Source organism: Micromonospora craniellae (assembly GCF_014764405.1).
Lineage (GTDB): Bacteria > Actinomycetota > Actinomycetes > Mycobacteriales > Micromonosporaceae > Micromonospora > Micromonospora craniellae.
In genome coordinates this window covers 476,052-502,820 of record NZ_CP061725.1, presented here as the reverse complement: position 1 = coordinate 502,820, position 26,769 = coordinate 476,052, and the positions used below count along the sequence as shown (strand labels likewise).

The window sequence follows — 26,769 nt, the reverse complement described above, 5'->3', positions numbered from 1 at the left end:
ACGCCTCGTGTCTAGGAAGGGACCCTTCCTAACCTCACTCCAGGGGAAGCAGCAAACAGCTCGACGTGGCGTGCGCGACGAGGCGGGACCGCCCGTCGGTCAGCCGGGCCTCGGCCAGGGCGGTCCGGCGCCCGCGTTGCAGCACGGTGCCCTCGCAGCGCAACGTGCCGGAGCGGACGGTCACCGGGCGGAGGAACTTCACGTTCAGGTCAAGCGAGGTGTAACCCACGCCGACCGGCAGCGTCGTGTGCACGGCGCACACGGCGGCAGTGTCCAGCAGCGTGGAGAGCACGCCGCCGTGCACGGTGCCGAGCGGGTTGTAGTGGAACTCCTGCGGCTCCAGCTCGACGACGACCCGGCCCTCCTCGGCCTCCATCCGGGACATGTCGATCAGGTGCATCACCGGCGGGGCGGCCAGCTCCCCGGCGATCATCGCGCGGAGCAGGTCCAGTCCGCTGCGCCGGCCGACCTGGGCGGCGTTGAGTCCCGGGTCGGACCAGGAGAAGGTGCGGCTGCGTACCGCACCCTGCGTCTGCGTCATGGACGCAGCCTGTCAGTGCTTGCTGGGTCTGTCAATCAGACCTAGCCTGGCGGGCATGAGACCCGTGGCCCTGGACTGGTCGATCGACAACTGCACGGTCGCCCGCGCCATGGAGATCCTCGGCGAGAAGTGGACCCTGGTCGTGCTGCGCGAGGTGTTCAGCGGCGTCCGCCGCTTCGACGACATGCGGGTACGGACCGGCGTACCCCGGCAGGTGTTGACCAACCGGCTGGCCACGCTGGTCGCGCAGGGGGTGCTCCGGCGTGAGCCGTACCGGGAACCGGGCAGCCGGCTGCGTCACGAGTACCGGCTCACCGCCAAGGGGATCGACCTGTGGCCGGTGCTGGTCGCCGTGCTGGCCTGGGGCGACCGGTATCTCGCCGACCCGGAGGGGCCGCCGTTGAGCGTCGGGCACCGCGACTGCGGCGCCGAGGTCCGGGTGGAACTGCACTGCGCGGACGGGCACCACGTCACCGAACCGCGTGACGTGGTGCCGCGTCCGGGCCCGGGCGCCCGTCGGAGGTGAGGCTCGGCCGGTGATGGTGGGTGGGCTCGGCCGGTTTCCGGCGGTGAGGCGTGGTCCGAGGGCTACCAGGCGAAACCGGCGGGGTAGGAGACGTTCGCCAGGACCTGCTGGCCGCTGGCGTTGGGGTGGAAGTAGTCCCAGCCGGAGAGCTGGGAGAGGGTGAACGGGTAGCCGAAGACGGCGTTGCCGTCGTACCGGCAGTTCGACCCGTACGCGGCGCAGGCCGCGGCGAGCTGGCCGTTGAAGTCGACCACCCGCTGCCGGACCCGGTTGCGCCGGTCCACGTCGGCCTGGGCGGTCGAGGTCGGGTTGGCCAGCAGCGACTGGCAGATCCCGAACAACGACCAGGCGGTACGGGCGCTGCCGCTGTCCTTGCCGACCGTCCAGAGCCGGTGCACGTCGGGGATGCTGATCACGAAGACGCGGGCGTTCGGCAGCCCGGTCTTGAGCCGGTTCAGCGCGGAGTCGATGTGGGACCGGAACGTGGCCACCGAGGTCATGCTCGACTCCGAACCGGTGCAGGCGTCGTTCGCGCCGATCAGGATCGTCACGTACCCGGCTCCCTGGCTGACCGCGGTGCCGGCCTGGCCGGCCAGATCGGCGGACTTGGCCCCGGTGCGGGCGGCGTTGTGGTTGCGGCCGTTGACCGCCGGCTCGACCCGGCGGATCCGCAGGTAGTGGCTGTTCACCGTGGAGTTGTCGCCGGTGCTGAACGACCGGCTGGTGCAGTCGACGTACCACCCGCAGGCGTTGAAGCCCCGGGTGATGGAGTCGCCGAGGCTGGCCATCGAGGTCGGTGCCGGGCCGGGCGCGGCCAGGGCGGGGCTGGTGGCGAGCAGGACGAGGGCGGTGACGCTGGCGAGGGTGGCCAGCGCGCGTCGGACGAGGGTCATGGTGGCCTCCGGTTCACGGCTGCCGGGTGGCGGCGGTGACCAGAGCGTATAGATGACTGTCTGTGTCCACAATGTTGCAGAGAGATTACTTGGGGCTGGTTGGTCGATTCGGCCGGACTTGAGGGTTGTTGACGATCTTAGATGTGTGAATACTTTCCCTCGCTTGGCCATTTCCCCAGGTGGCCGAGTTGCCCCCGCTCCTGTCGACGTGACAGGGCACGAAACCCCCTACCGGGAGGCTGTTACATGCGACCCACAAGGTCAATGCTTCGCCGCGTCGTCTCCGTCGCCGCGGCCGGAACCCTGGCCGCTGGCGTACTGGCCGGCGCCCCGGCCCAGGCGGCACCGGCATCCGCCACACCCGACGCCGCGGTCGCCCTCGCCGAACGCCTCGGCGACCGCGCGGCCGGTGCGTACGCCGACGCCACCGGCGCCATGGTGGTCGCGGTGACCGACGCCGTCGCGGCCCGCCAGGTGGCCGCCGCCGGCGCGACTCCGAAGCTGGTCACGCGTGGTGCCGCGGTACTCGACCGGGCCACCGCCGAACTGGAGCGCTCCGCCGCGATCCCCGGCACCGCCTGGTGGACCGACCCGGCGACCAACCAGGTCGTCGTCTCCGTCGACAGCACCGTCACCGGCGCCAAGCTGGAGCGGGTCAAGGCCGCCGCCGCCCGCGCCAACGGCGCTGTCCGCATCGAGGCCGAGGCCGGTGTGCTGAGCACGCGCATCTCCGGCGGCCAGGCCATCTACGCGCAGGGCGGCGGACGCTGCTCGCTCGGCTTCAACGTGCGTGCCGGCAACACCTACTACTTCGTGACCGCCGGCCACTGCACCAACATCGCGACGAACTGGTACAGCAACTCGGCGCAGACCGCGCTGCTCGGCTCGCGTACCGGCAGCGTCTTCCCGGGCAGCGACTACGGCATCGTCCGGTACGCCAACCAGAGCGTCGTGCAGCCGGGCAACGTCTCCCTCTACAACGGCACCTTCCGCGACATTACCGGCGCCGCCAACGCGGTCGTCGGCCAGTCCGCGCAGCGCTCGGGCAGCACCACCGGTCTGCGCAGCGGCTCGGTCACCGGGCTCAACGCCACGGTCAACTACGCCGAGGGTCAGGTCCGCGGCCTGATCCGCACCAACATCTGCGCCGAGCGGGGTGACAGCGGCGGCTCGCTGTTCAGCGGCACCATCGCGCTCGGCTTGACCTCCGGCGGCAGCGGCAACTGCAGCATCGGCGGCACCACGTTCTTCCAGCCGATCCTGCCGGTGCTGAGCCGGTACGGCGTCAGCGTCTACTGATCTCCACCCGCACTCTGCTCCTCCGCCAGCGGGCCGCCGGACTCCTCCTCCGGCGGCCCGCCCGGCTTGTACCGCCGGGTGCGCTGTCAGCACCGGTGCGCTCTGCTGTTAGCAGGGGACCCCTGCTATGCACGAGGCGTTAGTAGGGGGCCCTTCCTTACACCCGGGGAACGGGGGAGGGCGGGGGCTGACAGAATGCCGGGAGCAACGGACGTAGAGCCAGACGAGGGAGACGCACGTCGTGATCCGTACCCATGACGCCGGCAGCCTGCGCGCGACGGACGCCGGCACCACGGTGACGCTCGCCGGGTGGGTGGCCCGCCGGCGCGACCACGGCGGTGTCATCTTCGTCGACCTGCGCGACGCCTCCGGCGTGGTCCAGGTGGTCTTCCGCGAGGAGGACGCGCACGCGTTGCGCAACGAGTACTGCGTCAAGGTCGTCGGTGAGGTCACCCGCCGCCCGGAGGGCAACGAGAACCCGGAGCTGCCCACCGGCGAGATCGAGGTGACCGCCGCCGAGCTGGACGTGCTCTCCGAGGCCGCCCCGCTGCCGCTGCCGGTGGACGATCAGGTGGTGGCCGGTGACGACGTCCGCCTGAAGTACCGCTATCTCGACCTGCGCCGGGGCGGCCCGGCCCACGCGATGCGCCTGCGGTCCCGGGCCAACCAGCTCGCCCGTGGCGTGCTGCACGAGCGGGACTTCCTGGAGATCGAGACGCCGACGCTGACCCGGTCCACCCCGGAGGGCGCCCGCGACTTCCTGGTCCCGGTCCGCCTGCAACCCGGCAGCTGGTACGCGCTGCCGCAGTCGCCGCAGCTGTTCAAGCAGCTGCTCATGGTCGGCGGCATGGAACGGTATTACCAGATCGCCCGCTGCTACCGCGACGAGGACTTCCGGGCCGACCGGCAGCCGGAGTTCACCCAGCTCGACATCGAGATGTCCTTCGTCACCGAGGACGACGTGATCGACCTCGGTGAGGAGATCACCGCCGCCCTCTGGTCCGACCTGGCCGGGTACGAGATCCCCCGGCCGATCCCGAGGATCACCTGGCACGACGCCATGGCCCGGTACGGCTCGGACAAGCCGGACCTGCGCTACGGCGTGGAGCTGACCGAGCTGACCGACTACCTGCGCGGCACCCAGTTCCGGGTCTTCGCCGGGGCGATCGACGCGGGCGGCTACGTCGGCGCGGTGGTGATGCCCGGCGGCGCCGGCCAGACCCGCAAGGAGCTGGACGGCTGGCAGGACTGGGCCAAGGCGCGCGGCGCCAGGGGCCTGGCGTACGTGGTGCTGGACGCCGAGACCGGCGAGCCGCGCGGGCCGGTGGCGAAGAACCTGTCCGCCGAGCACCTGGCCGGGCTGGCCGATGCGGTCGGCGCCAAGCCGGGCGACGCCGTCTTCTTCGCGGCCGGCCCGGAGGCCCGTGGAGCCCAGGAGTTGCTCGGCGCGGCCCGGATCGAGATCGCCAAGCGGGCCGGTCTGGTCGACGAGGGCGCCTGGGCGTTCTGCTGGGTCGTGGACGCGCCGATGTTCGAACGGATGTCGGACGAGAGCGGCGCGGCCGGTGGCTGGACGGCCGTGCACCACCCGTTCACCTCGCCGAACGCCGAGTGGATGGACCGCTTCGAGGAGGCGCCGGACCGGGCCCTGGCCTACGCGTACGACATCGTCTGCAACGGCAACGAGATCGGCGGCGGCTCGGTCCGTATCCACCGCCGTGACGTGCAGCAGCGGGTCTTCGAGCTGCTCGGCATCACGCCCGAGGAGGCGCAGGACAAGTTCGGCTTCCTGCTGGAGGCGTTCAGCTACGGCCCGCCCCCGCACGGCGGCATCGCGTTCGGCTGGGACCGGGTCTGCATGCTGCTCGCCGGTGTCGACTCGATCCGCGACGTCATCGCCTTCCCGAAGACGCGGGGCGGTTTCGACCCGCTGACCGGCGCGCCCACCCCGATCACCGGGCAGCAGCGTGCCGAGGCCGGCATCGACGCCAAGCCCAAGCCCGCCCAGGTCCCGCACACCGGCACCGCCGGCCCGGCCGCCCCGGTCGCCGACCCCACCTGACCGACGCCGTGTGAGGTCGGTGGGCGGTCACCCCGCTGACCTCACGACGCGTCGCTGGCCCTCTCGCCCCCTGTGCACACCTCCGATCGACCGAAGGGGTTGCGCTCAACCTGGATGCACAGTTTCTGTGCACAACAGTTGTGCACAGAAACTGTGCACGGCTATCGTGCGGTCATGGGAGACGTGCAGAAGCCGGCACCGCGACGGGTGTGGATCGACCATCGGCAGGTCCGGGCGTTGGCGCACCCGCTGCGTACCCGGCTGCTCGGCGCGCTGCGGGTGAAGGGGGCGGCGACCGCCACCACCCTCGCCGAGCTGCTGGACACCAACACCGGCGCGACCAGCTACCACCTGCGCCAGCTGGCCGAGGTCGGCCTGGTCGTCGAGGAGCCCGACCGGGGTAGCGGGCGGCAACGCTGGTGGCGGGCCGCGCACGACGTCACGAGCTTCGAGAACACCGACTTCGACGACGACCCGGACGCCCGGGCCGCGGTCGAGTGGTTCCAGACCGAGCAGGTACGCCTCTTCGTCGAGCACGCGGAACGGTGGTTCGCCGTACGCGACCAGTGGTCGCCCGAGTGGCGCGACGCCTTCGGCATGAGCGATGTCTTCCTGACCATCCCCGCTGCCCGGCTGAAGGAACTCCAGGCGGAGCTGTTGCAGATCCTCGAGCGCTACCACGCCGAGGCGGACCCCGACATGCCCGGCGCCGAGCAGGTGCAGGTCGTCCTGGCCAGCCACCCGCTGCTGATGGGAGGGAAGCGGTGACGGACGGCCTGTCCGTACTCCAGATCCGCCGTCGTTTCCTGGTCCTGCACGGGCTCCGGTGGCTGCCGGTCGGTCTGATGATCCCGGTGACCATCCTGGTCATGCAGGAGCGGGGACTGACCCTGACCCAGATCGGCCTGGCCGTCGCCGCCCAGGGGGTGGTGGTGCTCGCCCTGGAACTGCCGACCGGTGGGTTCGCCGACGCGCTGGGCAGCAGGCCGGTGCTGGTGGTGGCGAACGTGGTCGGCCTGGTGTCGCTGGCCCTGCTGGTGGTCGCCGACTCCTTCGCCCTGCTGGCCGCCGTCTGGGCGTTGCAGGGCGTGTTCCGTGCCCTGGACAGCGGCCCGCTGGAGTCCTGGTACGTCAACAGCACGCTCGCCGTCGACCCGGACGCCGCGTACGAGAAGGGGCTCGGTCAGGGTGGCACGGTCCTCGGCCTGTCGATGGCGGCCGGCGCCCTGCTCAGCGGCGGGCTGGTGGCCCTGGGCCCGGTGGGTCCGGTCAGCGCGCTCACCACGCCGATCGTGATCGCGGTCCTGTTGCAGGCCGTCGTCCTGGTGGCGTTGCTGGCGCTGCTGGTGGAACAGCGGCCGGCGGCCGGCGCGGGCGCGCTGCGGTCCTCGGTCCGCGCGGCGCCGCGCATGGTGGGCGAGGCGTTCGGCCTGCTGCGCCGGTCCCGGGTGCTGCTCGCGTTGGTCGCGGTCGAGCTGTTCTGGGGCTTCGGCATGATGACCTTCGAGGGTCTGCTGCCGGTGCGGCTGGCCGAGGTGGTGGGCGACCCCGACCGGGCCGCCGCCCTGCTCGGCCCGGCCAACACCGTGGCCTGGCTGGCCTCGGCCGGTGGTGCGGCGCTCACCCCGCTGCTGATCCGCTGGCTGGGGGCCGCACCCGGTGCCGCCCTGCTGCGGATCGTGCAGGGCGTCACGGTCGTCGGCATGGCCCTGTTCGCCGGTCCGGTCGGCGTGCTGATCGCTTTCTTCGCCTGCTACGCCGTGCACGGCGCGTCCAATCCGCTGCACATGGGACTGCTGCACCGGCAGGTGGACGGTCCCTACCGCAACAGCGTGATCTCGGTGAACTCGATGGTGGCCATGCCGGCGTGGGCGCTGGGCGGGGTCGTGCTCGGCTTCGTCGGCGACCGGGCCGGAGTGGGCACGGCGATGCTGGTCGGCGCGGTGGTGCTGGCCGTGGCCGCGCCGCTCTACCTGCCGGCCTGGCGTGCCGCACGCGCGTCCGGCGGGGCGTCCGCCGCTCCGGCGAGGCGGACCGAGGTGAGCGGGAAGGCGTCGGTTCGTCGACTGTGCCGACGACAGCCGCCAGCACACCGCCGCACCGCGTCGCCAGCCGCGTACCCGGGCGTGGCGCGGCACCGTGTGCCGGAAGAAGGGGTGGTGGTCCACGGCCGCCAGGATCGCCTCCCGGCCGGCCAGCGCCTCGGCAGCGATGAGCACGGGGACAGCCCAGGTGGGGACGCTGCGGGGCGGCTTTGATCCACGGTGGAGATTGACGAGCCGACCGATCGGGTACATCCCGCGCCGACCTACTGGAACCCCCACCGGAGGAACGACATGCTCGCCATCGCCGCCGCTGCGGTCTTCGGCTTCGCCCTGCTGCTCGACCTGCTGGACAGCAAACTCGGTGCACCGGATCTGTTCAACTGGAACACTCTCGTCCTGATCGGGCTCCTGCTGCTCGCGCTGCACCTGGCCGGCTTCGGCAGCCGGGGCGGCGGCGGTGGCCGCTGGTACCGGGGGCGCCGGCCAGGGCGTGGCTGACCGAGAACGATCATTCCGGGCTCGGTCGGTAGCGCGATTCCGGCGTTGTCGGCCGAGCCCGGTACTGTTCTCGTGATGGAGTCCGAGGCCCTGTTCACCCTCAGTGAACCCACGGCAGCACCCGGTGCGCCGACGGGTTCCGGCGGTGTCGGCGGTTTCACCCCGGCCGGTCCGGACGCACCGCTCCCGGTCCGGATGCGCCCGGCCACCCTGGACGAACTCGTCGGCCAGGCCCACCTGCTCGCCCCCGGTGCGCCACTGCGGCAACTCGTCGCCGGCAACGCGCCGATGTCGGTCATCCTGTGGGGGCCGCCGGGCAGCGGCAAGACGACCATCGCCCACCTGGTGGCCGCCGCCACCGACCGGCGGTTCGTGGCCATGTCGGCGCTCTCGGCAGGGGTCAAGGACGTCCGGGCGGTGATCGACACCGCCCGTCGGCAGCGGCGCACCGGTGGCCCGCCGACCGTCCTGTTCATCGACGAGGTGCACCGGTTTAGCAAGACCCAGCAGGACTCCCTGCTCGCCGCCGTCGAGGACCGTACGGTCACGCTGCTCGCCGCCACCACGGAGAACCCGTACTTCTCGGTCATCTCCCCACTGCTGTCCCGGTGCGTGCTGCTCACCCTCCAGCCCCTCGACGACGCGGCGGTCCGTGCACTGCTGCGTCGGGCCCTGACCGACGAGCGTGGCCTCGGCGGTGCGCTCGACTGCGAACCGGAGGCGGAGGATCACCTGGTCCGGCTGGCCGGTGGGGACGTCCGCAAGGCACTCACCGCGCTGGAGGCGGCGGCCGGTTCGGCGACCGCACTGGGCACGGGTCGGATCGACCTGGCCACCGCCGAGCGGGCGGTCGACACCGCAGCCGTGCGCTACGACCGCGCCGGCGACGCCCACTACGACGTGACCAGCGCGTTCATCAAGAGCATGCGCGGGTCGGACGTGGACGCCGCGTTGCACTGGCTGGCCCGGATGCTGGTCGCCGGTGAGGACGCCCGGTTCATCGCCCGGCGGCTGGTCATCTTCGCCAGCGAGGACGTCGGCATGGCCGATCCGGGCGCCCTCGGCGTGGCCACCGCCGCCGCCCACGCGGTCGAGTACGTCGGCCTGCCCGAAGCCCAGCTCAACCTCGCCCAGGCGGTGATCCATCTGGCCACCGCCCCCAAGTCGAACTCGGCCACCACCGCGATCGGCGCGGCGATCGCCGACGTCCGGGCCGGTCGGGGCGGTCCGGTCCCGCGCGGCCTGCGCGACGGCCACTACGCCGGTGCGCGAGGGCTCGGCCACGGCATCGGGTACCGCTACCCGCACGACGACCAGCGGGGCGTGCTCACCCAGCAGTACGTGCCGGACGACCTGGTCGGCACCGACTACTACCAGCCGAGCCAACACGGCGCGGAACGGTCGGTGGCCACCCGGCTGCCGCTGCTGCGCCGGATCGTCCGCGGACTGCCCGCGCCCGCCCGCGTACCGGCGGAGACCACGGGCGACCGGGCGGCCCCGACGGGCCCGGCCGAGAGGCCGCCGTCCGGAGTCGACGGCGGCCCCGCCACGGTCACGGACGCCCACGCGGCGGATGAGGTCGGTCGTAGCGCCGACGGGAAGGGTCAACAGTGAAATCGGAGCGACCGGAGGACGGCCCGGACGAGCGGCGCCCCAAGGGCCGTCGCTGGGGTCGGGGCAAATCCGAGGCCGCCCCGGAGGACCCGGGCGCCGGTGAGGACTTCGGCTGGATCGACGACCTGCGCTCGGCCAAGCAGCAGCGCGGTGAGCTGGGCCCGGACGGGGGCACCCCGGCTCCGGAAGGCACCGGCGCCCGTACCGGCCCGCCGATGCCCCCGGTCACCGACCGGCCCGGCCAGGTGCCTCCCGTGCGACCGGGGCAGCCGCCCGCCGGGCGCACGGCGCCACCGTCCGGGCCCGTCCCGCCGCCGGCTCCGGGCGGCCGGGCCCCGATGCCGCCCGGCCCCGGCAGGCCGGACCCGGCCGCCGGCCCGCCGGCCGCGCCGCCCCGCCGGCTCCCGGCCGAACCACCGCGCTCCCGGCCGGTCGACGGGCCGTGGCCGGGCGCACCGGCCCCCCGGCCGCCTGCCGGTCCGCCCGCTGCCGGTCCGCCGCCCGGCGGTGTCCCTGGGGCGTCAGTCGCGCCCGGGCGGCGGGAACCCGGCCCGACGGGCGTCCCGACCGGGCCCGCGTCCGGTGGGCCCGCCGGCCCCGGGCCGAACCAGCCCACGCCACGGCGGAACCCCTCGGGTCGGCCCGGCGGGACTCCCGCCGGCGCACGTCGGACCATTCCGCTCGATCCCACCCGTGGCGCGACGCCGCCGGCGCCGGGCGCCGGTCCACGTACCTCGGACCGTACCGATCCCGACGTCACCGCCGGCGGCGGTGCCGGTCGTTTCGGCGGACCCGCCGCTGCGCGCCCGCCCGGGCCGCGCCCGGCCGACCCCGCGGCAACGCACCAGCCCGGGATGCCTCAGCCCGGAACTCCCCAGCCCGGCATGCCCCAACCCGGCGTCACCGGCCCGGTGCCACGCCGGGCCCGTCGGGCGGGGGACGACGGCGCGCCGGTCACCGACCCCGGTACCGGCCGACCGCCGTCGGCCGCGTCGCCGCCGGGTGTGGCGGGACCGTCCGATGGCCCCGCCGCTGCGGGCAGGCCCTCCGTTGCGCCGGCGGGAGGCCGCCGGGGTGGGCGACGCCGCGCCGCCGAGACCGAGGAAGACCAGCCGTTCGTCCCGCTGTCCGGTAACGCGCCAGCCATCCCCGGAGTGCCGTCCGGCGACCCGTCGGCGATGCCCGTCGCCCCGTCGGAAGGCGGCACCCCGGTGCCCGAGCGCGCCGACAGCACGTTCCGTGGCCGCCGCGCCGCACCGGAGGATCCGGCGACGCCACCGGGTGGCCGCCGGGTCGACGAGCCGACCGAGACGCCGGTACGGAGCCGCCGCGCGGCCGACGCTGAGGAGGCACCGCCCCAGGGCCGGCGGGCCGCCGACGAGCCCGGACGCGCTCCCGCGACCGGCGACACCGGCGAGCGACCGTTCCCGTCGCGGCCCGGTGACACGGGTGAACGCCCGTTCGCGTCGCGGAGTGGCGACACGGGCGAGCGGCCAATGGCAGCGCGGCCCGGCGACACGGGCGAGCGACCGGTCGCGGCACGGCCCGGTGACGGTCGGGCCGGGCGTCCGGAACGGCCGGCCGACTGGCTGCGGCAGGCCGGGCGCGGACACCACACCGATCCGGCCCTGCCGACGGTCAAGCGGCGGCCCGGCACTCCGCCCGGCGGTCCCACCGGGCACGCGGGCGGGACCCCGTCCGGCGGTACGGCGATGCTCGGTGGTCACCGTGACGCGGCCGGCCCCTCGCGCGCCATGCCGGAGGACCGGACGGAACCGGGCGGCATTCCGGGCTGGCCCGCCGCGGCCATCCCCGGTGCCGGCACCGCCCCGCCAATACCCCCAGATCGCGGCCGAACCGACGCACCGCGAACCGATCGCGGCCGACCTGACGGCCCGCCGAACGATCGCGCTCGACCTGAGATTCCGCCGGCCGATCGCGGCCGGGCCGGACCGCCCGGCGCTGCCGGCCCGGCAGGGCCGGGGACAGCCACCGGTCGGCCCGGGCCCGAGGCACCCACCGGTCGCGCCCGGCCGACCGGTCACCCGGACGGCGGTCCGGCCGGCCCGCCGCGCGGGACCGCACGGCCCGACACCGGTCCGCCGCGCCCCGACGGTGGTCCGGGACGGCCTGAGCATGGTCCGGGACGGCCTGAGGGTGGTCCGGCGGCCGGTGCTGGGCCCGGCCACCCGTCGCCGCAGGCCCCGGGCTCCGGCGAACGGCCGGCTGCGGTGGCCCGAGCCACCGCCTCGGCCCCACGCCCCGACGACTGGCCGGCTGGTCGGGCCGCCCCGCCGCACCGGTACCCGGCCCGTCCGGAACCGTCGGACGCCGCACCGGTGCCCCCGCCGCCCCGTGCCGGGGAGGCGCCGGCTGTGGCCCGGGCCGCCGCCGTGGTGCCGTCCGCCGAACCCGCCGGGCCCCGGCCCGCGCCGGAGCCGGCGGTACGGCGACCCACCGACCTCGACGACGGGGATGGCGACCGACCCGAGGACGACGCACCGGACACCGACACGGAGACGGGTCGGCAGGCCGGCGGCGGCCATCCACGCCGTACGCTGCTGCTGGCTCTGGTCGGCGTGCTCCTGCTCGGTGGCGTACCGGCCTTCTTCGGCGTGCAGGCGATGGACCGGGATCCGGTCTTCGTCTCGCTCGACGAGCTGGAGGTGCCGGAGTGGGCTGCGGTGCAGCCGGTCGACGACGCCAGCGGTAGTCGCTGGTGCCTGCTCGACTGCCGGCTGCGGGAGCGCACCGTCGCCTCCGAGCGGTCGCCGGAGGAGACGGCCCAGGCGTACGAGGCCGCCCTGAGCCGCGACGGCTGGCGGCCCTGGACGCCCGCGTTCTGCCCGGAGCAGGAGGAGAAGGGCAGCTACACCTGCTGGCGACGGGACGAGTTGACCCTGGACCTGTGGGTCCGGGAGCCGACCTGCGTACCGCCGCCGGTGAACGGCGAGCCGGCGGTCGTGCCGTCGGTCGACCCGTCGACCGCCGCCGAAGAGTGCTCCGGATCGTTGGTGTCGGTGAAGGTGCGCAACGCGATCGACGACGAGCGGACCAGGCCACAGCCGGAGACCGATCCGTCACTGACCGGTGAGGATCCCTACCCGACCGTGACCGATGATCCGTTGGGCGACTTGACGCCGTCACCACCGTCCTGAGCCGATTGTCATCACGGACGGTAGGGTCTGCTTCTGGCGGCCCGTCCGCTGCCACCGAGCGAGCGGCGGGCCACCGGTGACGGCGTGGGCGAGTAGGTCGTGTGTCTCGTGGGCCGTGATGTCCCGGGACCGTGTTGAGGAGGACAGGCGTGGGCTTTTTGGAGGTCGCGGCGTTGATCGCGGCTATCGCGTTCGCGATGCTGGTGCTGATCCTGACGCTGCCCATCCTGCGGTTGCGACACACCGTCGACGCGACCACGCAGATGATCAACGACCTCAACGACCGGACCGGGCCGTTGCTCGGTGACGTCAACACGACCGTGCGGAACGTCAACGTCACCCTGGAACAGGTGCAGACGTCACTCGACGGTGTGAACCTCCAGCTCGCCAAGGTCGACACCATGACCAGCCACGCGCAGAACATCAGTGCCAACGTCGCCAACCTGGTCACCGTCGTGTCGGCTGCGGCGGCCAACCCGCTGGTCAAGGTGGCCGCCTTCGGCTACGGCGTACGCAGGGCCGCCGCCGCCCGCCGCAGTGCCGAGACCGAGCGCGAGGTCCGCGACACCATCAAGTCCCAGCGTCGCGCCGCCCGGCGCGGGAACCGCTGACCGGCGGCGGAGGTACGAGCATGAAGCGGCTGTTCTGGCTGGGCGTCGGTCTGGCCGTCGGCGTGGTGGTGGTGCGTCAGGCGACCCGCGCCGCGCACGCGTACACCCCGGCGGGCATCGCCGACAACCTGTCACAATCCGCTGGCGGTCTGGTCGAGGAACTGCGTAGCTTCGTGGCGGACGTCCGCGCCGGGATGGCCGAGCGGGAACACGAGATCCACGAGGCGTTCGCCCAGGGCGAGGCGTTCGACGACCAGTTCGCCGACGTACGCGACGAGCCGCGGATCGGTGACAGAGACATCTTTCCGGAGGCACCCCAGCGATGAAGACGGCGGAGATCAAGCGGCGGTATCTCGCCCACTTCGAGGCGAACGGCCACGCCGTGGTGCCGTCCGCTCCGCTGCCCGCCATCAACGACCCGAACCTGCTGTTCCTGGGGCAGCAGACGTTGGACCCGGCGCGCGTCTGGGCGACGGTGTACCTGGACGACGACGAGGCGTACGGCATCTGGCGACGCGTCGGTGTGCCGGTGGAGCGGATCGTGCGCCGGGGCAAGAAGGACAACTTCTGGTCGATGGGCATCCCCGGCCCGGCCGGCCCCTGCTCGGAGTTGTGCTACGACCGGGGGCCGGAGTACGGCGCCGAGGGTGGCCCCGAGGTCGACGAGGTCCGGCCGATCCTGGACCGGGCCGCCGAGCTGACCGGTAAGCGGGTCCCCTCCGATCAGGTCGCGGACCGGGTCGAGCAGACGGTGACCCAGCTGCGCGACGCGGAGAAGGAGCTGGAGAAGCTGCGCGCCCAGCTCGTGCTCGGCGGTGCGGCGGCGTTCGCCGCGCAGGCCAGGGACGTGCGCGGGGTGGCCCACGTCGGCATCGAGGCGCCCGAGGGGGCGGCCGGCAACGACGTCCGCACGCTGGCCCAGGAGATCCGGGGCCGGATCGACGCGGCACGCCCGGGCGTGGTCGCGGTGGCGGCCCGCGCGAACGGTAAGGCGTCCCTGGTGGTGGCGGTGAACTCGGCCGCCCGCAGCCGTGGCCTCGTTGCGAACGACCTGGTCAAGGCGGCGTTCTCCGGGCGCGGCGGTGATAGCCCGGACCTGGCCCAGGGTGGCGGCCTGCCCGAGTCGGAGGTTCTCAACCTCCTGCTCACGGTGGATAAGACGGTCGCCGAGGCGTGATTTCCCAGTACCTGGCGGCAGGGCGGACCGGATCGGTCCGCCCTGCCGCCTGTTCCGGGCGAGGTGACGAAGCGTGACCGGGTTGTCCCGGGGTGTGCGGTTGGGTGTGGACGTCGGACAGGTGCGGATCGGGGTCTCCCGGTCGGATCCGCACGGGGTTCTCGCCACCCCGCTGGTCACCCTGTCGCGGGAGCAGAACCCCAGCTCAGACGCGGTGCCGACGGACCTCTCCGAGGTGGCCGCACTGGTCGCCGAGCACGAGGCGGTCGAGGTGGTGGTGGGCCTACCGGTGAACCTGGCGGGTAAACACGGCCCCGCAGCGGAGCATGTGAAGGCGTACGCTCGACAACTGGCCGAGGTGATAGCGCCCGTTCCGGTGACGCTGACTGACGAGAGGATGTCCACGGTCGTGGCGAGTCGTAGGCTTGCCGAGCGCGGTGTCCGGGGGAAGAGACAACGGGCGGTGGTCGATCAGGCCGCCGCGGTGGAGATTCTGCAGAGCTGGCTGGACACGCAGCGGAGGCGGACCGAATGACTGACGATCTGGATCTCGGGTTCGACGAGCAGGACCGGGGGGAGAAGGGCAAGCACCGGCGTGGCCGGCGGCGTAACGGCCGGTCCGGTGGCGGCCGGGGCAAGACAGCCCTGGCCCTGCTGATGGCGCTGGTGCTGCTCGGCAGCATCGGCGGCGGCGCTTTCTATGGCTTCGACCGGATCCAGAGCTACTTCGTCACACCGGACTTCGACGGCGGCGGCACCGAGGACGTGACGATCCAGATCCCGCAGGGCGCGTTCCTGGCCGACATGGCCGTGGTGCTCTACGACGCGGGCGTGATCAAGAGCACCAAGGCGTTCACCGAGGCGGCGCAGGACAACTCCCGCAGCCGCAACATCCAGCCCGGGACGTACAAGCTGCGCAAGGAGATGAGCGGCGCGAACGCCCTGGCCGCGATGCTCGATCCGCAGAACCGGATCGTCAACGGGCTCACCATCCCCGAGGGGCGCACCGCCAAGAGCATCTTCAAGCTGCTCAGCGAGCAGACCGAGATCCCGGTCGAGGAGTTCGAGGCGGCCGCGAAGGACCCGGAGAAGCTCGGCGTACCGGACTGGTGGTTCAAGCGGGAGGACGGTAAGGAGTCGGTCAAGTCCATCGAGGGCTTCCTCTTCCCGGACACCTACGAGATCCCGCCGAACGCGACCGCCGAGACGATTCTTGGGCAGATGGTCGACCACTTCCTCTCCGTCACCGGGCAGATGGAGTTCGCCGACCGGGTACAGAAGGAACGCGGCGGGATCAGCCCGTACGAGGCGTTGATCGTGGCGTCGCTGGCTCAGGCCGAGGCCGGCACCAAGAAGGATCTCGGCCGGGTCGCCCGGGTCGCCTACAACCGGGTCTACACGGGCACCTTCGACTGCAGTTGCCTGGAGATGGACGTCACCGTCAACTACTACTTCGAGTCGATCGGGCAGGAGGGCAAGACCTCCGGCCAGATGACCCGTAGCGATCTCGACAACCCGGAGAACCCGTACAACCGCAAGCTGCCGGGCATGATCCCCACGCCGATCAACAACCCGGGCAAGGAAGCGCTCGAAGGCGCCATGGACCCGCCGGCCGGGGACTGGCTCTTCTTCGTGGCGGTCGACAAGCAGGGCAACTCCGCCTTCACCAAGGACTACAACCAGCACCTGCGCAACATCGAGAAGGCCAAGGAGAACGGCGTCCTGTGACGGTGGCGGCACGGCGGGCGGCAGTGCTGGGCAAGCCGATCGCCCACTCGCTCTCCCCGGTGATCCACAATGCCGGGTACGCCGCCGCCGGGCTCACCGGGTGGTCGTACACCCGGATCGAGTGCGCGGCGGCGGAGCTGCCGGACCTGGTCGCCGGCCTGGGCCCGGAGTGGGCCGGACTGTCGGTGACCATGCCCGGCAAGGAGGCGGCGCTGACCGTCGCCGCCGAGGTCTCGCCGGTCGCCGCCGCCGTCGGCGCGGCCAACACGCTGGTACGCCGCCCCGACGGCACCTGGTACGCGGACAACACCGACGTCACCGGCATGGTCGACGTGCTGACGTCCGCAGGCGGTGCGAGTGCCCCTCGCGTGGTGTCCGGTGCGGCGGGTGCCGGCACGCCGTCGGGTGCGGGTGGCCTCGGCGAGGTGTCGGGCCGGGGTGACCGTGGCGTCGACACGGGTGCGGGTCGTCTCGGCTTGGTGTCGGGCGTGCGTGACCTCGGCGTGGAGTCGGGTGGAGTCGGCCCCGGCTCGCCGTCGGGTGGCGGTCCTGGCACGGTGTCGGGGATAGGTGGTCCGGGTGCCGTATCGGATGCGGGTGGTGCCGTCAGCGCGCTAGGTGCGGGTGGTGCTGTCACCGGGCTGGGTGCGGGCGCGGCCGCCGCTGTGGTGGGTGCGGGTGCGACTGTCACGGTGCTGGGTGCGGGTGGCACGGCGCGGGCGGCGCTGGCGGCGGCGGCCCGGTTGGGTGCGACCGGGGTGACCGTGGTGGCCCGTCGCAGGGCGGCCGTCGACGAGTTGGCGCCGGTGGCGACCGCGCTGGGGCTCGCCCTGACCGCCGCTCCCTGGGCGGACGCGGTGGCGTTGACCGACGTCGACCTGCTGATCTCCACCGTGCCGAAGGGCGCTGCCGACGAGCTTGCCGGTGTGGTGCGTTGGCGTCCTACCACGGTGCTCTTCGACGCCATCTACGATCCGTGGCCGACCCCGCTGGCCGCCTCAGCCGCTGCCGTCGGCTGCCCCGTCGTCTCCGGCCTGGACCTGCTGCTGGCGCAGGCCGTCGGCCAGTTCGAGCAGTTCACCGGCGTCCCCGCTCCCCGCGCCGCGATGGCCGCCGCCCTGACCGCCGCTCGGGTCGACTGACTGCCACAGGAGTCACCGCCAGCCAGCCTGCCCCAAGCTCCCCCCCACCCCAGGCCCCGTATCTCGCCACCACGGGCCCACACCCCACCCCGTCCCCCTGCCCGGCGATCATGGACTTGTGGCTGGAACGAAGAGCCCCAAGATGGGACAAAAGCACCGCCACAACTCCATGATCGGCGGGGGCGAGCAGGTCCGGCGCGCAGATGTGGCACCCGTTGCGGCGCTGACCTGCGGCTCGGTGGATGTGCAGCCGCAGCACCGCCGACAGTCTGCCGCAGCTCCGGCCGGGTGCGGTGTCGCAGCATCCGCTTAGGTGAACTTTAAGACCCGCTTAGGTACCCCGGTCATTCGCACGCTCTGTTGTGTACGCCGATACGCTCCAAAGCGTTATCGCCGAATTCACAAGGAGTCTGAGTGAGCAGGCGCGGACTGCACCGCCTCATCCGGCACCGTGGCCCCCGGCGCAAGGCCGTGGTCCTCGGTGTCCTGAGCACCACGGTCGTACTGGGTCTCGGCGCGACCATGGTGCCCCTGATCGCCGACGACGATCTTTCCATTCCGGTGGTGTTCGACACCACTGCCACGATGGTCCCGCAGGACGGCGACAACAGTGTGAAGACGACGCTGGCCACCTGCGCCGCCCCGTGTGACGGCAACTTCCGTGGGGCCCGGGAGGCGGTCCTCGCCTTCTCGGTGACCTCGCTGCCCGCCAACGCGGTGAACGTGCGCGCGGTGTTGCGGGTGCATGCCTGGCAGGCGTTCGACGCCACGGTGACCGCGCACGAGTCCGGGCTCGATGCCCGTGCCGCCCGGCCGGTGCCGGGGCAGGTCGGCAACGCCCTGGACTCGGTGACCGGGGTCGGCAAGGGCTTCAACGAATGGGACGTCTCCGGGCTGGTCGCCGGCAACGGCACCTGGACGGTGTCGCTGGCACAGGCCGGTCTGAACACCCGGATCTACTGGGCGTCGGGGGAGAACCGCAACCCGGACATACGCCCTCGGCTGTTGTTGAGCTACGACGTGGGTACCGGCCCGACGGTCGCGCCGTCCAGCGCCTCGCCGACCCCCTCGGCCGCGCTGCCGACCCGGCCGCCCGTCTCGCCGAGCGTCTCGCCGAGCGTGAGTCCGAGCCCGGCGCGGCCCAGCCCGACGCCGACCAGGCCACCGGCGGACCCCGGCAAGTGCGGCGAGGTGTCGGCGAAGCTGGTGCCCTCCTGCGGTGCCTGGTGGGGGATGTACTCACCCTCCAGCGCGGGCAGCGGATGGGATCACGGTAAGGCGATCACCGACGTGGAGAAGCAGGTCGGGCGGACGTTCGACATCGTGCACCGCTACCACGACTTCTCCAACACCGGCAGCAACGGTGCCTTCCCCGACGCGTACCAGCAGCAGCAGATGCGCGAGGGCCGACTGATGTTCTTCGCCTGGGAGAGCCGGGTCTTCTCGTCCGGGACGGTGCTCACCTGGCGGGACGTGTACAGCGGTCGGTACGACCAGACCATCGACGCGGTGGCCGGCCGGATCAAGGCGACCGGGGTGCCGGTGTTCATGGGCTTCGACCACGAGCCGGAGGACGAACCGGCCAAGGGCAGCGACGCGGAGTTCGTCCGCGCGTGGCGGTACGTGCACGACCGGTTCGCCGCGGCGGACGTCCGTAACGCGGTGTGGGTCTGGACGATGATGGGTTGGTCCGGTCACTACAACCGGTACGCCGGCCTGTACCCGGGTGACGACTACGTCGACTGGGTGGCCTGGGATCCGTACAACTTCCACGTCTGCAACGGCAGTACGACCTGGAAGAGCCCGAGTACCACCATCGGTTCGTTCTACCGGTGGTTGGACGACACCGGCATCGGCAAGGGCAAGCCCCGGATGCTGGCCGAGTTCGGCACGAACTTCGACAGCGGCGACCCGAACGCGAAGCGGCGGTGGTTCGAGGAGTTCCCGGCGGCGCTGAAGGCCCACCCCAAGATCAAGGCCGCGATCTACTTCAACTCGCCGGGCATGACGAAGACGACGAACGTCTGCAACATGACAATGAACCAGGACGCCGCGGCGGTGGCCGGTTTCGCCGCCGCCGGACGGGACAGCTATCTGCGGCAACCCACCGGAGGGAGTCGCTGACCTCAGGCAACCTGCGGGCGGTCGGATGCCGTACCGGTGCTGTCCGACATACGACCGCCCGCGGTGATGTCCGCAACTGGATGAACTGACCGCCCAATCGGCGGATATCGCCCCCGGGGTGGACGGGAGAGGCTACGCAACGCACATTCCCGTCCAGCCAGGAGGCGCAGCGTGCCCATAATCTCCTTCCCGTGGCGGAACACCCGCCGAAAGCGCGTACGGGCAGGGGCTGTCGCATTAGCAACCGTCGCGGCCGTCCTGGCCGTGCCCAGCGCGACATCCGCCGCCGTGGTGCCGGTCCCCGAACCGGCGACTCTGGTGTCCGCGAACCCCGCCGACGAGACCCCGCACGCGCGGGACGGTGAGGCCCGTGCCTTCGCACAGGTCGGCAACACGGTGTTCGTGGGAGGCAGCTTCACCCAGATCCGGCAGACCGTCAGTTCGTCGTGGACCACCCAGCGTTATCTCTTCGCCTACGACCGGACCACCGGGACGATCTCCACCACCTTCCTGCCGGTGCTCGACGGGGCGGTCAACTCGCTCATCGCCGGTCCCGGCGGGACGCTGATCGTCGGTGGTGTCTTCAAGAACGTCAACGGGGTGGCCCGCCGCAACCTGGTGGCGCTCGACCCGGCCACCGGCATGATCATCGACACCTGGGTGGGCCGGTCCGACGGCGGCACCGTGCGCGACATGGTGCTGCACGGCAACTGGCTGTACGTGGCCGGTGCGTTCAACTGGCTCAACGGCACGGCGCACGCCGGGCTCGGCCGGCTCGACGCGACCACCGGTGCGATCGACCCGACCTTCAACATCAACACCTCGGTCGGCCGGCACGGCACCAGCATGTACGCCTGGACGATCGACGTGTCGCCGGACGGCAACACGCTCGTGGTCGGCGGCAATTTCATGTTCGTCAACGACCTGCCACGCAACCAGATCGCGCTGATCGACCTGACCGGTACGCCCAGCGTGATCGACTGGAGCAGCGAGCGGTTTGTGGCGCCGTGCGCGTCACCCACCACCTTCGTCCACTACGTGCAGGACATCCGGTTCGGTGCTGACGGGAGCTGGTTCGCCGTCGTCACCAACGGCGGCGCGGGCTGGCCGTCGGCGTACTGCGACGTGCTGGTGCGCTTCGAGACCGCGGCTCGGGGCAGTGGCCAGAACGCCACCTGGACCAACTTCACCGGCAACGACACCATCACCTCGGTCGAGGTGGCCGACAACGTCATCTACCTCGGCGGGCACTTCCGCTGGCTGAACAACCCGAACGCCAGCGACAAGGCCGGGCCCGGGGCGATCGACCGGCTCGGCATCGGCGCGGTCAGCCCGGCCACCGGCATGCCGGTGAACTGGAACCCGCGTCGTAGCGGCGGCTCGGCCCTGCCCTCGGGCGCCAGCTCGTGGGGCTCGACCGTGCCGGTCCTCTGGCGCGGCCCGGACGGCCTCTACTTCGGGCACAACTCCGACGGCATGGGCAACGAGTACCACGGCCGGCTGGGCATGTTCCCAGTCAGCGGTGGACGCACCATCACTCCGCGCAACCCTCCGACGGCCGCCAGTGGCCACCTGTACCTGAACGTCGGCAGCGGTGAGTTGGCGAAGGTGCCGTTCGACGGCAGCACCCTCGGCACCGCCACCACGGTGACCCAGGCCAACTACACCGGTGCCGGGGCCACCTGGCGGGTGGACGACCGGATCTACTGGTCGCGGCTGGTCTCCGGCTCGCCCACCGGGAGCCGGATCGACATCTCGATGTTCAACGGCGCCACCATCGGCGCGCCGTGGGAGGCGTCCGGCTACAACGACTGGTTCAACCCGGCCCAGCTGACCGGGGCGTTCTTCCTCGACGGCCGGCTCTACTACACGCGTACCGGGACGAACAACCTCTACTACCGGTTCTTCGAGATCGACGGAAACTACCTCGGCGCCACCGAGTTCAGCCTGCCGACCACCGGGGTCACCTGGTCCACGGTGCGCGGCATGGCCTGGGTGGACGGGAAGATCGTCTACGGGGCCACCGACGGGTCGCTGCGCAGCGTGCCCTTCGATCCGACCCTGGCCCCCGCTGCGGTGGTCGACGGCACCGGGGCTACGGTGATCGCCACCGCTACCACGGAGCTGACCTGGTCGACTCCGTCGATATTCTTCTCCGTGCAGTAGCGTTCACTGTTCGTAATGTAACCTCAGTAGATTGTTCACGTTGGGTCGGCGGCGGATCCACCGTCGCCGGCCCACTGAACGTGGGGAGGCTCGTTGAGCGGCATCCGGCGTGGCGTCGTGGTGCGGATGGTCTTCGTGATCAAGCGTCGCTGGTACAGCCTGCGCTACCCGCGCCTGACTCTCGGACGGGACGTCGAGATCCGTGGGCGCATCCGTCTGCGGCGTGGGGTGCGGGTGACCATCGGTGACCGGACGCGGCTCAACAAGCTGGTCCGCTTCGCCGGGCCCGGTGAGGTGCGGGTCGGGGCCGACTGCCTGCTCAACGCGACATGGGTGGGCACGTGGACGTCGGTGACGATCGGGAATCGGTGCCTGTTGTCCGACTGCGAGTTGCTGGACAATGACTTCCACAACCTGCCACCGGCTCAGCGGCACGATCCACCCACGTCGGCCACCCTGGCGCCGATCACCGTCGAGGACAACGTGTGGATCGGCGCGCACGCGCTGGTCATGAAGGGCGTACGGATCGGTCGGGACAGCGTGGTGGGGGCCGCGACCGTGGTGCGGACGGACGTGCCGCCCGGGGTCGTGGTCATCGGCAACCCACAACAAACGGTGAAGAAGTTCAATGACTGATGCCGCTCCCAGCCCCTGGGCCAACGATGGTGCGAACGCCGAGACGTCGCCTCGGTCCGTCACCATCACCGACGTGCTGCGCGTGCCGTTGCACCGGATCCGGCAGGTCGCCGCAGTCGCCGCGCTCGGGTTGGTGGCCGCTGCGGGCTACGCGTTCCTGGCCCCGTCGGCGGTGACCGCCAACGCGGTGGTGGCGGTCCGTCCGGTGGTCACCGACGCCTTCACGCCCAGTGGCGCGAACGCCGACCGGGCGGTGAACATGAACGTGGAGAGCCGCATCGCCACCGGCACCGAGGTGGTCGGGAAGCTCGCCGACCAGTTCGGCTCGGACCAGCGTTCGGTCCGCGACGCGCTCGAGGTCGAGGTGCCCACCGGTGGGCAGATCCTGCGCTTCGTCTACCAGGCGGGCGACGCCGACGAGGCGGTGCTCGGCGCGAACCTCGCCGCGGAGAGCTACCTCAACGTCCGACGGGCGATGTACGAGCGGCAGCGCGAGGAGATGCTCCGCTCGTACGACGAGAGCATCGACAAGGTCGCCACGCAACAGGCCGCGGCGCAACGACGGGTCAACAACTCCCGGGACACCGCCGCCAGCAACGTGGCGGTCGCCGAGTTGGGTGCGATCAACAACCAGCTCACCCAGCTCAACTCCGCCCGCACCGAGATCGCCGCGGTCGACGTGAACCCGGGTTGGGTCACCCAGTCCGCCGAGCGGGCACTGACCTCGGCGGCCGGCAACGCGCCGATGCTGATGGCCGCCGGGCTGCTCGGTGGCGCCCTGATCGGCCTGGTGCTCGCGTTCGCCTGGGAGTCCTTCGACCGGCGGGTGCGTACCGTCGTCGACGCCAAGGACAACACCGGCCTGCCGCTGCTGGGCACCATCCGGTACACCGGCCTGCGCGGGCGGGCCGTCGACGCGGACGTCCGCTACGTCGCGATGGCCATCGCCGAGCGGGTCCGCCATCCGGCCCGGGTCGCCGTGGTCACCGCCCGTGAGGATGCCAGCGCGATCACCGCCGGTCTGGCCGTGGCGCTGGCGGTGGCCGGACGCGAGGTGTTCGTCGCCGACGACAGCGGTCGGATCGACCGGCTGCGGGCCGCGGTGCAGGCCGACCGGGACCGGCTGCCGGCCAGCATCAACCCGAGCCGGCCCAGTGTGCCCAAGCCGCGTACCGCGCCGGCCCGCCCGGTGAGCATGGAGGGACCGGACGACTCGCCCACCGAGGTGATCCGCCGTCCCTCACCGCACCCGCCGGGCGCGCGTCCCTCGACCGATCCGGAGGCGACGATCACGATCCCCCGGGTCACCTCCGCCAAGGCGAGTGTCAACCCGGCCACCAACGGCCAGGCGACCGCCGACGACCAGGTGACCGTGGGCGCCGGCAGCGTCCGGTTCGGCACCTGGCGGCAGGGCGCCAACCACCGCCTGGTGCTGTACAATGCCCCGCCGGCCGAGGCCGACGAGCGTGGTGTCGCCGTGGCCCGGCAGGGCACCGCGGTGGTGGTGGTCGAGCGGGACCGGACCCGGCAGACCGACCTGCGTCGGCTCGCCGAGCGCCTGCGGGCCGCCGGGGTGAATCCGCTCGGCTTCGTGCTCTCCCGCAACGGCCGGGGCTGACCGGTGCCGGTGATCCAGGCTCCGCCGGCCACCGAGCCGGCGCCGCCGGCAGCCGGCGGCACCCCGTCGGTGGTCGCCCCGCCGCCACGGCTGCCGCTGTGGCCGCTGGTCGCCATGTTCGGGATGGTGCCGGTATGGTGGTTGGCCGGTTTCTTCTATCTCGGCTGGCCGCTGCTGGGCGCGCTGCTGTTCGTGCTGCTGATCACCCGGGGCCGGGTGCCCCTGCCGCCCGCGACCGGCATCTGGCTGCTGTTCCTGGCCATCGTGCTGGTCAGCGTGACGCAGTTGCAGTCGCCGGTGTCGCTGCTGACCTTCGCCCTGCGGCTGGGTTTCTACCTCACCGCGGCGGTGGTCGGCGTCTACGTCTACGCGGTCGCCCGGGAGCGCCCCGACCAGACGGCCGTGCTGGTGCCGCTCTGCGCGTTCTGGTTCGGGCTGGTCGTGCTCGGTTGGCTGGGCGTGGTGATGCCGCGGTTCGAGATGACCACGCCGGTCGAGGTGCTGTTGCCGGGTGGGGTGGCCGGCACGCCGTTCATCAACGACATGGTGCACCTGTCCACCGCCGAGTTCAGCGAGCGGTCGCTCAACCCGATCTACCGGCCGGCGGCACCGTTCGCGTACACCAACAACTACGGCAGCGCGTACGCGATCACGCTGCCCTGCGTGGTCGCCTTCACCATGCTGCGCCGACGGGGGCTGCTGCGCTGGGCGCTTTTCGCGTCGCTGCCGCTGTCGCTGGTGCCGGCCTTCCTCACGCTCAACCGCGCGATGTTCCTCAGCCTCGGCGCCGGCCTGGCCGTGCTCGGCCTGCGGGCCGCGCTGCGCGGCAACGTCCGGGTGGCGGCCTCGATCGTCGGCGTGGTTCTGGCCGGTGGCCTGGTCACGCTCTTCATCCCGGTCACCGAGCTGATCGGCAACCGGGTCGAGTCCAGTGACACCAACACCGACCGGTTCTCGCTCTACTCCGAGGTGCTGCGAAGGGTTGGCGACTCACCGTGGCTGGGCTACGGCGCGCCGGTGAACGTCGACACCGTCTCCGCCGCCGCGCCGATCGGCACCCAGGGCCAGCTCTGGATGGTGCTGTTCAGTCACGGCGTACCCGCGCTGCTCTGTTTCCTCGCCTGGTTCGTCGTGGCCGCGGTGGTCTGTGCCCGGGCCATCTCGGCGGCCGGGCAGTGGCTGTCCATCGTCCCGGTGATCTGCCTGGTGCAGGTGCCGTTCTACGGGATGGCCAACCAGAACCTCGCCGTCGCCTTCTTCGCGGTCGGCTTCGCGATGGCGCTCACCGAGCGGGAAGTGCACCGCCCGGCCGGGCGGTCCCGACCACGACCGGCGGTGCGACCGACATGACCGTCACCACCAGTTCCCCGGCTGGGGACCGGCCCACCGGGGCGGGCCCGGGCCCGGACGACGGCGCGACCGAGACCCGGCGCAGCGTCCGCAGCGGGGTCGCCGGGCTGGTCGGCGCCGCCACCAGCGGCCTGTTCGGTTTCGTGCTGGCGGTCGTGATCACCCGTGGGTACGGCACGACGGGGTCCGGCGCGTTCTTCGCCGCGATCGGCGTGGTGACCGTCGCCGCCGCGGTCTGCACCCTGGGTGCGGAGACCGGGCTCATGTGGGCACTGCCTCGGCGCCGGGCCGGAGCGAGCGGCGACGCCGCCCGGGTGCTGCCGGTGGCCCTGCTGCCGCCGCTGCTGTTCGCGGTGCTGATCGCGGTGGGTGGTGCGCTGTTCGCCGGTCCGCTCGCCGGGCGGTTGCTGGGGCCGGAGGGGGCGCCGCTGCTGGCGGTGACGTTCGTCGCGGTGCCGGTGGTGGTCGCGATGAACCTGCTGCTGGCCGTGGTGCGCTGCGTGCGCCCGATCCGCTTGTACGTGGCGGTGCAGTTCCTGCTGCTGCCGGTGGCCCGGCCGGCGCTGGTCGGCGCGGCGTTGCTGGTCGGCGGCGGGCTGGTCGCCGGCATGACCGGCTGGCTGGTGCCGGCGGCCGTCGCGCTGCTGGTCTGCCTGATGATGGTCGCCCGGCCGCTGGGCATGGGCGATGGCGTCCGGCTGCGCCCGGAGTCGGCGGACTGGGGCACGTTCTGGCGGTTCGCGCTGCCGCGTGCCGCCTCCGCCGCGATCGACGCCGGCAGCATGTGGGTCGGTGTGCTGCTCACCTCGGCCCTGGCCACCCCGGCCGACGCCGGTGTCTTCGGCGCGGTGGGCCGGTACGTGCTCGCCGGGCAGTTGGCGATGCAGGGGTTGCGGGTGGCGGTCTCGCCGCAGCTGTCGCGGTTGCTCGGGCGGGGCGAGCGGGTCGCCGCGGCGGCCGTGCACCGGCAGTTGACCACCTGGGGGATGGTGCTGTCCTGGCCGGTCTACCTGCTGCTCGCCGTGTTCGGGCCGGCCTTCCTGGCCCTGTTCGGTCCCGAGTTCACCGCCGGTGCCGCCGCGCTGACCGTGCTCGCCCTGGCCATGCTGATCAACACCGGCGTCGGCAACGTGCAGAGTCTCCTGCTGATGGGTGGGCGCAGCGGCCTGCACCTGGCCGGCGCCTTGGCCGGACTGGTCGTCACCGTCGGCCTCGGCCTGCTGCTGATCCCCGCGTACGGTGCCACCGGCGCCGCGCTGGCCTGGGCGGCCGGTATCGCCACCGAGAACCTCACTGCGGTCACCTGCGCCCGACTGGTGGTGCGTCAGCCGCTGGTCGACGCGGGGATGCTGCGTGCGGCGACGGCCACGGTCGGCGGTGTCGGCCTGGCCTCGGCGGCCGGCCTGGCGGTGGGCGGTCGGGGCATCCCCGGCCTGCTGGTGGCGGTGGCGGTGCTGGCCGCCGGCTGCGTCGGCTTGTTGACGTTACCCCGGGTGCGGCATGGCATCCGGGCGACCATGGTGCAGATTCGGGGCGGGGCGCCGCAGGGCCCACCGTCCCCGCCGTCGAAGGGCAGGTGAG

At 72.3% G+C, this 26,769-nt stretch carries 19 protein-coding genes and 5 pseudogenes; 22 read left to right on the top strand and 2 right to left on the bottom strand.

The features are described 5' to 3' along the window. Positions 1-34 precede the first annotated feature (34 nt). Positions 35-541 carry a PaaI family thioesterase gene (locus ID554_RS02280; RefSeq protein WP_117229212.1) on the bottom strand — a complete coding sequence of 169 codons (507 nt, stop codon included), beginning with the start codon at positions 539-541 and terminating at the stop codon, positions 35-37. Positions 542-596: 55 nt separating this feature from the next. Between ID554_RS02280 and ID554_RS02275 the strand changes: the two genes are divergently transcribed. Next, positions 597-1,067, top strand: a complete 471-nt coding sequence (locus ID554_RS02275; RefSeq protein ID WP_117229211.1) for a winged helix-turn-helix transcriptional regulator — start codon at positions 597-599, stop codon at positions 1,065-1,067. 62 nt (positions 1,068-1,129) lie between these two features. Here the strand turns inward: ID554_RS02275 and ID554_RS02270 are convergent, their stop codons facing one another. Continuing rightward, entirely contained in the window at positions 1,130-1,960 is an 831-nt protein-coding gene (locus ID554_RS02270) for an SGNH/GDSL hydrolase family protein (RefSeq protein WP_117229210.1), read from the bottom strand. A gap of 246 nt (positions 1,961-2,206) precedes the next feature. On the opposite strand from ID554_RS02270, the gene ID554_RS02265 reads away from it, so the two are divergent. The 21 genes and pseudogenes from ID554_RS02265 to ID554_RS02175 all read left to right on the top strand — a co-directional run bounded on the left by ID554_RS02265 (position 2,207) and on the right by ID554_RS02175 (position 26,768). Beyond that, the gene (locus ID554_RS02265) at positions 2,207-3,259 is read left to right on the top strand and encodes a S1 family peptidase (protein ID WP_117229209.1); all 1,053 of its coding nucleotides are present in this window, start codon (positions 2,207-2,209) and stop codon (positions 3,257-3,259) included. A 241-nt stretch (positions 3,260-3,500) separates the two neighbouring features. Next, on the top strand, positions 3,501-5,321 hold the full coding sequence (aspS, locus tag ID554_RS02260) for an aspartate--tRNA ligase (RefSeq protein WP_117229208.1): 1,821 nt from the start codon (positions 3,501-3,503) through the stop codon (positions 5,319-5,321). Between the two features lie 174 nt (positions 5,322-5,495). Continuing rightward, positions 5,496-6,089: an ArsR/SmtB family transcription factor gene (locus ID554_RS02255; protein WP_117229207.1), complete on the top strand. Its 594-nt coding sequence runs from the start codon at positions 5,496-5,498 to the stop codon at positions 6,087-6,089. Next, positions 6,086-7,348: pseudogene (locus ID554_RS02250) on the top strand (MFS transporter); the annotation flags it as partial. The gene ID554_RS02255 and the pseudogene ID554_RS02250, both read left to right, overlap by 4 nt. A 237-nt stretch (positions 7,349-7,585) precedes the next feature. Continuing rightward, a complete protein-coding gene (locus ID554_RS02245) occupies positions 7,586-7,864 on the top strand; it encodes a hypothetical protein (RefSeq protein WP_223884411.1) in 279 nt (92 codons plus the stop codon). A 75-nt stretch (positions 7,865-7,939) separates the two neighbouring features. Further along, positions 7,940-9,478: a replication-associated recombination protein A gene (locus tag ID554_RS02240; protein ID WP_117229205.1), complete on the top strand. Its 1,539-nt coding sequence runs from the start codon at positions 7,940-7,942 to the stop codon at positions 9,476-9,478. A gap of 2,558 nt (positions 9,479-12,036) precedes the next feature. Next, a complete protein-coding gene (locus ID554_RS31270; RefSeq protein ID WP_223884610.1) occupies positions 12,037-12,636 on the top strand; it encodes a hypothetical protein in 600 nt (199 codons plus the stop codon). 149 nt (positions 12,637-12,785) lie between these two features. Further along, positions 12,786-13,247, top strand: a complete 462-nt coding sequence (locus ID554_RS02230) for a DUF948 domain-containing protein (protein ID WP_117229202.1) — start codon at positions 12,786-12,788, stop codon at positions 13,245-13,247. A 20-nt stretch (positions 13,248-13,267) separates the two neighbouring features. Then, on the top strand, positions 13,268-13,573 hold the full coding sequence (locus ID554_RS02225; RefSeq protein ID WP_117229201.1) for a hypothetical protein: 306 nt from the start codon (positions 13,268-13,270) through the stop codon (positions 13,571-13,573). Continuing rightward, positions 13,570-13,881: pseudogene (locus tag ID554_RS31265) on the top strand (alanine--tRNA ligase-related protein); the annotation flags it as partial. The gene ID554_RS02225 and the pseudogene ID554_RS31265, both read left to right, overlap by 4 nt. Positions 13,882-13,923: 42 nt before the next feature. Next, positions 13,924-14,424: pseudogene (locus tag ID554_RS31260) on the top strand (alanine--tRNA ligase); the annotation flags it as partial. Positions 14,425-14,497: 73 nt separating this feature from the next. Next, entirely contained in the window at positions 14,498-14,959 is a 462-nt protein-coding gene (gene ruvX / locus ID554_RS02215) for a Holliday junction resolvase RuvX (RefSeq protein WP_117229198.1), read from the top strand. Further along, positions 14,956-16,152 carry an endolytic transglycosylase MltG gene (gene mltG, locus ID554_RS02210; RefSeq protein ID WP_117229197.1) on the top strand — a complete coding sequence of 399 codons (1,197 nt, stop codon included), beginning with the start codon at positions 14,956-14,958 and terminating at the stop codon, positions 16,150-16,152. Before ruvX ends, mltG begins: the two co-directional genes overlap by 4 nt. Next, positions 16,149-16,502 (top strand): annotated as a pseudogene (locus ID554_RS31255) (shikimate dehydrogenase); the annotation flags it as partial. The gene mltG and the pseudogene ID554_RS31255, both read left to right, overlap by 4 nt. Positions 16,503-16,640: 138 nt before the next feature. Further along, positions 16,641-17,294: pseudogene (locus tag ID554_RS31250) on the top strand (shikimate dehydrogenase); the annotation flags it as partial. 414 nt (positions 17,295-17,708) lie between these two features. After that, positions 17,709-19,418 carry a glycosyl hydrolase gene (locus ID554_RS02200; RefSeq protein WP_117229195.1) on the top strand — a complete coding sequence of 570 codons (1,710 nt, stop codon included), beginning with the start codon at positions 17,709-17,711 and terminating at the stop codon, positions 19,416-19,418. 264 nt (positions 19,419-19,682) lie between these two features. Further along, positions 19,683-21,584 carry a hypothetical protein gene (locus ID554_RS02195; protein ID WP_396888458.1) on the top strand — a complete coding sequence of 634 codons (1,902 nt, stop codon included), beginning with the start codon at positions 19,683-19,685 and terminating at the stop codon, positions 21,582-21,584. Between the two features lie 93 nt (positions 21,585-21,677). Further along, positions 21,678-22,220 (top strand): acyltransferase, encoded by a 543-nt coding sequence (locus ID554_RS02190; protein WP_117229194.1) that lies wholly within the window; start codon positions 21,678-21,680, stop codon positions 22,218-22,220. Continuing rightward, a complete protein-coding gene (locus ID554_RS02185) occupies positions 22,213-23,838 on the top strand; it encodes a lipopolysaccharide biosynthesis protein (protein ID WP_117229192.1) in 1,626 nt (541 codons plus the stop codon). Before ID554_RS02190 ends, ID554_RS02185 begins: the two co-directional genes overlap by 8 nt. Before the next feature lie 12 nt (positions 23,839-23,850). Further along, complete coding sequence (locus ID554_RS02180) at positions 23,851-25,188, top strand: O-antigen ligase family protein (protein ID WP_117229284.1); 1,338 nt, start codon at positions 23,851-23,853, stop codon at positions 25,186-25,188. Continuing rightward, positions 25,185-26,768 (top strand): lipopolysaccharide biosynthesis protein, encoded by a 1,584-nt coding sequence (locus ID554_RS02175; RefSeq protein WP_117229191.1) that lies wholly within the window; start codon positions 25,185-25,187, stop codon positions 26,766-26,768. The genes ID554_RS02180 and ID554_RS02175 overlap by 4 nt, the downstream gene beginning before the upstream one ends. Position 26,769 lies beyond the last annotated feature (1 nt).

Coding starts and splice junctions, on each gene's coding strand:
- ID554_RS02175 (WP_117229191.1), top strand. CDS start 25,185: ATGACCGTCACCACCAGTTCCCCGGCTGGGGACCGGCCCACCGGGGCG.
- ID554_RS02280 (WP_117229212.1), bottom strand. CDS start 541: ATGACGCAGACGCAGGGTGCGGTACGCAGCCGCACCTTCTCCTGGTCC.
- ID554_RS02185 (WP_117229192.1), top strand. CDS start 22,213: ATGACTGATGCCGCTCCCAGCCCCTGGGCCAACGATGGTGCGAACGCC.
- ID554_RS02270 (WP_117229210.1), bottom strand. CDS start 1,960: ATGACCCTCGTCCGACGCGCGCTGGCCACCCTCGCCAGCGTCACCGCC.
- ID554_RS02265 (WP_117229209.1), top strand. CDS start 2,207: ATGCGACCCACAAGGTCAATGCTTCGCCGCGTCGTCTCCGTCGCCGCG.
- ID554_RS02225 (WP_117229201.1), top strand. CDS start 13,268: ATGAAGCGGCTGTTCTGGCTGGGCGTCGGTCTGGCCGTCGGCGTGGTG.
- ID554_RS02240 (WP_117229205.1), top strand. CDS start 7,940: ATGGAGTCCGAGGCCCTGTTCACCCTCAGTGAACCCACGGCAGCACCC.
- ID554_RS02275 (WP_117229211.1), top strand. CDS start 597: ATGAGACCCGTGGCCCTGGACTGGTCGATCGACAACTGCACGGTCGCC.
- ID554_RS02255 (WP_117229207.1), top strand. CDS start 5,496: ATGGGAGACGTGCAGAAGCCGGCACCGCGACGGGTGTGGATCGACCAT.
- mltG (WP_117229197.1), top strand. CDS start 14,956: ATGACTGACGATCTGGATCTCGGGTTCGACGAGCAGGACCGGGGGGAG.